The 8,512-nt window shown below is 65.6% G+C and carries 8 protein-coding genes and 1 pseudogene; 4 read left to right on the forward strand and 5 right to left on the reverse strand.

Going from position 1 to position 8,512, the window contains the following annotated elements:
* Nucleotides 1-542, forward strand: a pseudogene (locus VGD20_RS18570) (TonB-dependent receptor); the annotation flags it as partial.
* Nucleotides 543-654: 112 nt separating this feature from the next.
* Here VGD20_RS18570 and holA read toward each other — a convergent pair.
* From holA to VGD20_RS18590, 4 genes are read right to left on the reverse strand one after another with little or no spacing between them, the layout of a single operon-like run.
* Entirely contained in the window at nt 655-1,686 is a 1,032-nt protein-coding gene (gene holA / locus VGD20_RS18575; RefSeq protein WP_331135861.1) for a DNA polymerase III subunit delta, read from the reverse strand.
* Nucleotides 1,683-2,234, reverse strand: a complete 552-nt coding sequence (gene lptE / locus VGD20_RS18580) for an LPS assembly lipoprotein LptE (RefSeq protein WP_331135862.1) — start codon at nt 2,232-2,234, stop codon at nt 1,683-1,685. Before lptE ends, holA begins: the two co-directional genes overlap by 4 nt.
* Before the next feature lies 1 nt (nt 2,235).
* The gene (gene leuS, locus VGD20_RS18585) at nt 2,236-4,785 is read right to left on the reverse strand and encodes a leucine--tRNA ligase (protein ID WP_331135863.1); all 2,550 of its coding nucleotides are present in this window, start codon (nt 4,783-4,785) and stop codon (nt 2,236-2,238) included.
* Nucleotides 4,786-4,837: 52 nt separating this feature from the next.
* Nucleotides 4,838-5,311 (reverse strand): DUF3576 domain-containing protein, encoded by a 474-nt coding sequence (locus VGD20_RS18590; protein ID WP_331135864.1) that lies wholly within the window; start codon nt 5,309-5,311, stop codon nt 4,838-4,840.
* A gap of 330 nt (nt 5,312-5,641) precedes the next feature.
* On the opposite strand from VGD20_RS18590, the gene VGD20_RS18595 reads away from it, so the two are divergent.
* Entirely contained in the window at nt 5,642-6,304 is a 663-nt protein-coding gene (locus VGD20_RS18595; protein ID WP_331135865.1) for a hypothetical protein, read from the forward strand.
* On the opposite strand, the gene VGD20_RS18600 is transcribed toward VGD20_RS18595, so the two are convergent.
* On the reverse strand, nt 6,277-6,891 hold the full coding sequence (locus VGD20_RS18600) for a thiamine phosphate synthase (protein WP_331135866.1): 615 nt from the start codon (nt 6,889-6,891) through the stop codon (nt 6,277-6,279). The two genes, VGD20_RS18595 and VGD20_RS18600, sit on opposite strands and share 28 nt — an antisense overlap.
* Nucleotides 6,892-6,947: 56 nt before the next feature.
* On the opposite strand from VGD20_RS18600, the gene VGD20_RS18605 reads away from it, so the two are divergent.
* Nucleotides 6,948-7,610: a YggS family pyridoxal phosphate-dependent enzyme gene (locus tag VGD20_RS18605; RefSeq protein ID WP_331135867.1), complete on the forward strand. Its 663-nt coding sequence runs from the start codon at nt 6,948-6,950 to the stop codon at nt 7,608-7,610.
* A 217-nt stretch (nt 7,611-7,827) separates the two neighbouring features.
* Complete coding sequence (catB, locus tag VGD20_RS18610) at nt 7,828-8,454, forward strand: type B chloramphenicol O-acetyltransferase (protein WP_331135868.1); 627 nt, start codon at nt 7,828-7,830, stop codon at nt 8,452-8,454.
* Nucleotides 8,455-8,512: the final 58 nt, after the last annotated feature.

The raw sequence follows: 8,512 nt of genomic DNA on the forward strand, positions 1-8,512 counted from the left end.
AAGCCTCGCTCGTTCCGGCGCGCAGCTTCCGCATGACCGCCGGCCTGACCTATGCGAAAACCAAATATCGCAATCAGCTGGTGGGCAATGATTCGGGCGCTCCGCTCGACCAGGCGCTGCGCCTGCTCCCGGGCAACAACCTGTCGAACGCGCCCGAACTGGTCGCGACCGGCAGCGTCGCATGGACGCCCGATATCGGCAGCAGCGGGCTGACCGGCCTCGTCTATCTCGATGGCCGCATGACGAGCGACTACAACACCGGGTCGGACCTGTTCCCGCAAAAGGCGCAGGACGGTTATGCGATCTTCAACGCGCGTATCGGCATTCGCGGCCCTGACGAAAAATGGGGCCTCGAATTCTGGGGGCAGAATATCTTCAACAAGCAATATGCCCAGGTCGCGTTCAACTCGCCGTTCCAGGAAGGCGCCACTTCGACCGGCGCCGCCTTCGCCGACCCGCAATATCCGGGCGGCCGCCAGATCTTCTCGCAGTTCCTTGCCGAACCGCGGACCTATGGCGTGACGCTGCGCGGCAAATTCTGATCACGTAAAATGGGTACAGGAGCCGCCTGCTCGCTTCGGTGAGCGGGCGGTTCTTTTTTGCCTCTGGCGGTGGGGGAGCGGGCGGGCGCCCCGTTCCAGGTCAGTAGAACAATTACCGCGCGCGAGCCGCCTGATGGGCGATGTCGGTCATCAGCTTGCGGAACAATACGCCGCCCGCGGTGCCCGAGGATTTGAGCGCGCGCTCGCAATCGAGCAACCGGCTCATCAGCCGCGCGATGCGCAGCGAATCCCAGATGTGGAGCTGCGCCGTCACCGCGTCGCGTTCTTTCCAGAAAATACCACTGGTACGCGCCGCCACCACGGTAGCGGGGTGTGCGCCACCGTCGACCTCGGCGCGCAGACGCGCGAGCGCCGTCGCACGGACCGCGAGCGCCCGGATGATGCGGATCTCGGCGACGCCGACCGCCGCCGCGGTCGCGAGCATCTCGGGCAGTTCGCGCAGCTTGCCGCCGAGCGCGACATTGATGCACTCGCTGACATCCTCTTCGTGCGTCGCAGCACCCAATGCCGCGATATCGGCCGCGGTCACCTGCCGTTGCCGGTCGGACGCGGCGTCGAGGTAAAGCGCCATCTTCTCGATCTCGCGCCGCATCAGCGCCTGATCACCCGAGACGAGGTCGACCAGAAGCTGTGCCTCGGCATTGGCGATCCGCAGTCCCTGCTCCTGCCCGGCCGCCATCGCGATGCCGACGAGCGCGCGCCGGTCCGGCTGGTAACATATGGCGGCGACGGCGTGGTTCGAACCTTCGACTAGCCTGATCAGTTTCGACTTGGCGGTGACCGACGCGCCCGTCGCAATCACCGGGTTGATTGCGGTTTCGGCGGCGAGCAGCGCCTCGACGGCGGCGAGGCTGTCGTCGCCGCTCCCCGTCAGTTCGAGCCTGATCACCCGGCTCGGCGAAAAGAGCGACATCGACGCGGCCTCGGCAGCGAGCAGCGACGGGTCCTGCGAAAGCTGCGATCCGGTCAGGTCGAGCCGTTCGGCGTCCCTGCCTGCAAGACCAAGCAAATGGCTCGCGACGGCTTCCATCGTCGCTTCGTCGGGACCGGTCAGGAGGGTGAAACGAACCGCGGGGTCGAGGCGCGAGAGGCGCTCGAGGTCGTTCGGTTTGGCCGTCTTCATTGCCCGGCGGGCGCAGGTACCGCCGTTGCCGGCCTTTGGCTGCCGCCGCCGCGGTTCGCAAAGACCGCAAGCCGCGTGACGATCTGGTCGGCAACCGCCGAGGCCAGGCGTTCGAGCGCCGAGGATTCGGCGGCGATCGTCGCATATTCGCTGCCGACGACATCGATCCCGGCGTCCGAGAAGGCCGTCGCGTCGAGCACGACCTCGCCCGATGCCGCATCGACGAGCTGGTAGCGCGCGCGCAGCGTGCGCCGTTCGCGCGTCACCGCATCGTCGGCGCGGACGCCGAAACCGGTGATCGAATCCTCAAGCCGGACGTCGAGCCGCAGGCGCTTGCCCGCGCCCTTCCCGCCCTGCGTCGCCTGAAGCCGGTCGCGCAGCGCGTTGCGGACGAGCCAGCCGCTATGCCCTTCGATCGGCGCCACATCGACGTCGGCGAGCACCGTTGCCACCGCCCCCTTGCTGCCGTTGGCGTACAACGGGCGCAGCCCGCAGCCGCCGAGCATCAGCGAAGCGGCGACGAGCGAGGAGACGAGCAGGTTGCGCATATCAGGGAACGATATTCACCAAACGGTCGGGGACCACAATCACCTTCTTCGGCGCGGCGCCAGCGAGCAGTTCGACGATGCGCGGGCGCGCGAGCGCCGCAGCTTCGGTCGCTTGTCTGTCGAGGCCCTTGGCGATCGTCATTGTATCGCGCAGCTTACCCGCCATCTGGATCGCGATTGTCACCTCGTCATCGACGAGCAGTGCCGGATCGGCGACCGGCCACGCGGCATCGGCGATCATCGCGGTCGTGCGCTGGCTTTCGGGAAGCGCCGCCCATGCCTCTTCGGCGAGATGCGGCAGCATCGGTGCGACGAGCAGGATCAGCGTGCGGCAGGCCTCGGCGCGCGTCGCCGAAGGCTGCGCCTTTTCGATCTCGTTCGCGAGCGCGTGGATCTTGGCGACCGCCTTGTTGAAGCCGAGCGATTCGATGTCCGCGGCAACCCCGGCGATCGCCTGGTGCAGCTTGCGCGCGAGCGCCTTGTCTTCGCTGCCGTCGCCGACATTTTCGGTGTCGCCAAATATCCGCCACAGGCGCTGGACGAAACGCCACGCGCCCTCGATGCCGGCCTCGCTCCACGGCAGGTCGCGTTCGGGCGGGCTGTCGGAGAGCATGAACCAGCGCGCGGCATCGGCGCCATATTGGTCGAGGATGGCGTCGGGATCGACGACATTCTTCTTCGACTTCGACATCTTGATCACACGGCCGATCTCGACGGGCGCGCCGTCGGCGACCAGCGTCGCGCGATCAGCGCTACGTTCGATCTCGTCGGGGGTGAAGAAAAGCGGCGGCAGGCCTTCGCCCTGGACACGGCTATAGGTTTCGTGCGTCACCATGCCCTGCGTGAACAGGCTTGCGAAGGGTTCGGCGATGTCGATCATCCCCATTTTCTGCAGCGCGCGCGTCCAGAAGCGCGCGTAGAGCAGGTGGAGGATCGCATGTTCGATGCCGCCGATATACTGATCGACGGGCAGCCAGCGGCGGATCACCTCGGGATCGAAGGGCCTGTCCGAAGGCGCGCTGGCAAAGCGCAGGAAATACCAGCTGGAATCGACGAAGGTGTCGAGTGTGTCGGTCTCGCGCACCGCCTCGCCGCCGCAGCTCGGGCAGGCGACATGCTTCCACGTCGGATGACGGTCGAGCGGATTGCCGGGGACCGAGAAATCGGCATTCTCGGGCAGCACCACGGGGAGCTGGCTCTTGGGTACCGGCACCAGCCCGCAGGTGTCGCAATGGATGAAAGGGATCGGCGTGCCCCAGTAACGCTGGCGCGAAACGCCCCAGTCGCGAAGGCGCCACACCGTGGTGCCCTTGCCCCAGCCCTCATGCTCCGACCGCGCGATCACGGCCGCCTTGGCTTCCTCGATCGTCATGCCGTCGAGGAAATGGCTGTTCACCAGCTTGCCCGGGCCGGTGTACGCCTCGATCCCGGTGAAATGCTGTTCAGTTTCGTCGCCATCGGCGATCACGCGGTAGACGGGCAGCTCGTATTTATGCGCGAAGTCGAGGTCGCGCTGGTCGTGCGCGGGGCATCCGAAGATCGCGCCGGTGCCATAATCCATCAGCACATAGTTCACGACCCAGACTGGCAGGTGCCAGTTCGGGTCGAGCGGGTGCTCGACCGCGATGCCGGTGTCGAAGCCCATCTTTTCGGCAGTGTCGATCTGCTCGGCGGCGGTGCCCTGGCGGCGACATTCCTCGATGAACGCGGCCAGCTCGGGCGAATCCTTCGCGAGGCGTTCGGCGAGCGGATGGTCGGGTGAAATCGCCGCGAAGCTTGCGCCGTAGAGCGTGTCGGGGCGCGTCGTGAAGACGTCGAAGCCGGCCGCGCCGCCCGCCAGTTTAAAGCTGAATTCGAGCCCCTGCGACTTGCCGATCCAGTTTTCCTGCATCAGTCGCACCTTGTCGGGCCAGCTTTCGAGGCTTCCCAGCCCTTCAAGCAGTTCCTCGGCAAAGTCGGTGATCTTCAAAAACCACTGCGACAGCTTTTTCTTCTCGACGAGCGCGCCCGAGCGCCAGCCGCGGCCGTCGATCACCTGTTCGTTCGCAAGCACGGTCATGTCGACAGGGTCCCAGTTGACATAGCTGTGCTTGCGCGTGACCAGCCCCGCGGCGAACAGGTCGAGGAACAGCGCCTGTTCCTGCCCGTAATAGTCGGGCTCGCACGTCGCGAGTTCGCGGCTCCAGTCGATCGCGAGGCCCAGCCGCTTCAACTGCGCGCGCATCGCGGCGATATTGTCGCGCGTCCAGCCGCCAGGGTGGACGCCCTTTTCCATCGCGGCATTTTCGGCGGGCATGCCGAACGCGTCCCAGCCCATCGGGTGGAGGACATCGTGGCCGGTCATCCGCTTGAAGCGCGCGAGCACGTCGCCCATCGCATAGTTGCGGACATGGCCCATGTGGATGCGCCCCGACGGATAGGGGAACATCTCGAGGATATAGGCCTTGGGCTTGTCGGCCGTGTCGGTCGTGGCAAAGCTGTTCGCCGCCTCCCACGCCTTTTGCCAGCGGGCGTCGGCGGCGAGGGCGCCAAAGCGCGGTTCGCGGGTCATTCGTCGGTTACCCCGTTGTCTGCTTGTCCGGCGCTAATCAGCGCCGTGCTGATTAGTCCTTGAAGGCGCCGCGACGCAGGTCGCGGGCGCGCGTGAGGATGATTTCCTCGAGCTTCTGCACCGTCGCCGCCTGCACCGGCGCATCGACCCAGGTGCCGCCCTGCGAAACCTGACGCGACGCCGCGACGCGCAATGCATCGGCGCGCAGGTCGCGGTCGAGGATCGATACGGTGACCTTCATCCGCTCGCCCGGATTCGACGGATTCGCATACCAGTCGGTGATGACGACGCCGCCCGACGAATCGGCTTGGAGCAAAGGCATGAACGACAGCGCATCGAGCGAGGCGCGCCACAAATAGCTGTTCACGCCGATCGTCGTCACCTGGCTTGCCGCGAGGTCGGCGCGCGGCCGCTCCTTGCCACCGCAGGCCGAAAGGCCAAGCGCCGCAAGCCCGAGCAGCGCGAGCGCGGCCGGACGATGGCCGAACCTGGTGCCGGACTTGGCAGGGACGGAAAGCTGGAACATGCCGATAACACCTTGTCTCTTGGGCACGGCCGGAACAGGAAAACCGGGCGTGCATAACGATATTGCCAGCGTCTCTATCGCCCTTGCGGCCGACCCGCAAGCGCGGCAATTTCCGCGTCATCGCGGTTCAGATTCTGGTCAGACTCGAGGCCAACTGTGTCGATCGCGCAACAATTTCGTCCAAAAGCGGGATGGCTGCGATAAAATGATGGGATTCACTGGCAATATCGTTGCAGGGGCCTTATCTCCCGAATCGACAGGGGATGGAGTCGCAGAGCAATGGCGCGGACGTCGCGACATTTTTGGAAAGCAGGTCTCACCGCTTTGGCGGTGGCTTCGCTTGCGCTTCCGCCAGCGCTCGCCGCGATGTCGCGCTCGGACCATATCCGCGACACCACGCTCTCCGAAACCCTGCTTGGCCAGTTCACGCCCGCATCGGGCGATCAGCGGCTGATCGCGCGTTACAACAAGATGTCGGCCGAACAGCACGGCAGCTTCAGTTTCACCCCGGCGCTGACCGACGAAAGCCGCAAGAACCGCGCAATCACCGTCGTGATTCGCGCCCGCGACGACGCATCGAGCGCGGCACGCACGAGCGCCCTCGCCGCCGGCCGCACCGCACCGGTTGCGATCACGCCGGTCGCCTATAATCTGGGCGCTTCGGTCGGCTTCGAGAAATTCGTCACGCCGGCACTGCCGCGCGGCACCGACCTCAGGAACCTGCCGGTCGCGAAAGCCCCCGAGCAGGATGAAAAGAAATCGCGGTTCGCAACGCGCATGATCAACCGGCCGAGCGACCCGAGCGGGGCAACCGATCGCGTCACCGCGCCCGGCAGCGACCAGGCCGTCGATGTCGTCAGCAGCTATCGCCTGACCAAGAATATCGATGTCACCGCAGGCGTGCGTTACAAGAGCGACGACCGCGTCGAACCGCTGACCGATTCGCGGCGCGACAGCCAGGCGGTCTATGTCGGAACCGCGTTCCGCTTCTGACACGCCCGGCGTTTCGCCGCTTTTTCCCCCCATGCATCGATCGCCGCCCAGCCGGGATTGATTCGGCTTGTCCGGTTCAGCGCGCGCGCCCGCGCCGGCGTCATGCCGCCCAGCGCGATCGCCTGTGTTCCCGACAATCGCGCCAGCCGCAGCCACTCCGCGCGGCCGAGTGCGGATGCACCGGGGTGCGAGCGGGTTGGATGAAGCGGCGAGATGAAGACACCATCACCAAGCGCCCGGCGCGCGCGGCGCGCCTCCTGCCCATCGTGGACCGGCATCGTCACACGCAGACCGAGACGACGCGCTTGTGCCGCGCGACCGGCGTCATGCTGGCGAAGATGGACGCCATCCGCGCCCCAGCGCCGTGCCAGTGCGGGCGCCCCGGCGAGCAGTACGACCAGCCCCCGCACCCGCGCGGTCCGCATCAGCCGGCGCAACAGCCGCCAACGCGCACCCGGCGCGAAGCTGTCGTTGCGCAGGACGATGCCGCTGCCTGGCGGCAGCAAAGCCGCGAGCACGGCCATCTCCACGGCCAGGCGCTCGTCGCTGAATAGCCAGATGTTCGGCAGGGGGTGGCGTCGGACCATCGCCCTTCCTATAGGCGCGTGCCGACAGGGTGCAACGCGTGGGATCGGACGACAGGATGAGCGAAGCAGCAGAGCGGCTGGCAGAGGTGCGGGCGAATATCGCGAACGCGGCGCAGCGCGCGCAGCGGCCAGCGGGCGATATCCAGCTGATCGCGGTGTCGAAAACGCACGACATGCAGGCGATCCGGCCGCTGATCGCCGCCGGACAGCGCCACTTCGGCGAGAACCGCGTACAGGAAGCAGCGGCGAAATGGCCGGACCTGCGCGCCGAAACCCCCGATGTCGTGCTCCATCTGATCGGCCAGCTGCAATCGAACAAGGCCGGGGAAGCGGTTGGGCTGTTCGATGCGATCCATTCGGTCGATCGCAGCTCGCTGATCCAGGCCATCGCCAGGGCCTGCGAAAAGACGGGTAAGCGGCCGCAGCTGTTCATCCAGGTCAATATCGGCGACGAGGAACAGAAGGGCGGCTGCGCAACCGGCGACCTGCCCGCGCTGCTGGCGGAAGCCAATGACGCCGGGCTGGCGATCGACGGACTGATGGCGATCCCCCCCGCGGACATCGAACCCGCACCCTATTTCGCACTGCTTGACGAACTCGCCGAACGCCATGGGCTACGGCTGCGTTCGATGGGGATGAGCAGCGATTACGAAACCGCGGTGATGCTGGGCGCGACGCACGTCCGCGTCGGCACCGCGCTGTTCGGGTCTCGCCGCTGACCTCCCGAGGCGCGCCTGTGCTGCCGCATATTGCCATCCCCCCGACAGCCATATAGCCTGGCTTCGATGAAGATCGCACCGTGTACCACCTGCATCGGGTTCCCGCGCCGCTGACGCGAGGAACCTCGAAGGCGCGCCACCACGCCGCGCCTTTCGATCGATAGCGCCTTCATCCTTCGCCCGTCCATCGGGCCGGCGACATCAACAGGTACATAAAATGGAAAATTTCTTTGAAAGCCCCTTCAAGGGGAAAATGCTCACCGGGCAGGTTACACATCCGAACATCGAGCTCGGCCGTTTCAGCTATTATTCGGGCTATTACCACGGCCACAGTTTTGACGATTGCGCCCGTTTCATCCTTCCGGACAAGGACGCCGACAAGCTGATTATCGGCAGCTTCTGTTCGATCGGGTCGGGCGCCGCCTTCATCATGGCAGGCAATCAGGGCCACCGGAATGACTGGGTCAGCACTTTTCCCTTTTTCTGGATGCCCGAGGTTCCGGCATTCGATGGCGCGCAAAACGGTTTTCGCCCGGCCGGCGACACCGTGATCGGTCACGACGTCTGGATCGGTTCGGAGGCGATCGTCATGCCCGGTATCCGGATCGGTGACGGCGCCGTCATCGGCACGCGCGCTGTCGTAACGCGTGATGTCGAACCTTATACGATCGTGGGCGGAAATCCGGCAAACCCGATCCGCAAGCGCTTCGACGACGGTAATATCATGGAACTCATGGAAATGCAGTGGTGGCACTGGCCGGAAGACCGGCTGCGTGAAGCGATGCCGAAATTATGCAGCGGCGATATCACTGGGCTGCACGCGCTGTGGAGCAGTTGGCAATAGCGCTGAACCGGGCGGAAAGCGTTCATCGCTTTCCGCCTTTAACTACTGATACTCCACC

It is taken from the genome of Sphingopyxis sp., from assembly GCF_036402335.1.
Classification (GTDB): Bacteria; Pseudomonadota; Alphaproteobacteria; order Sphingomonadales; family Sphingomonadaceae; genus Sphingopyxis.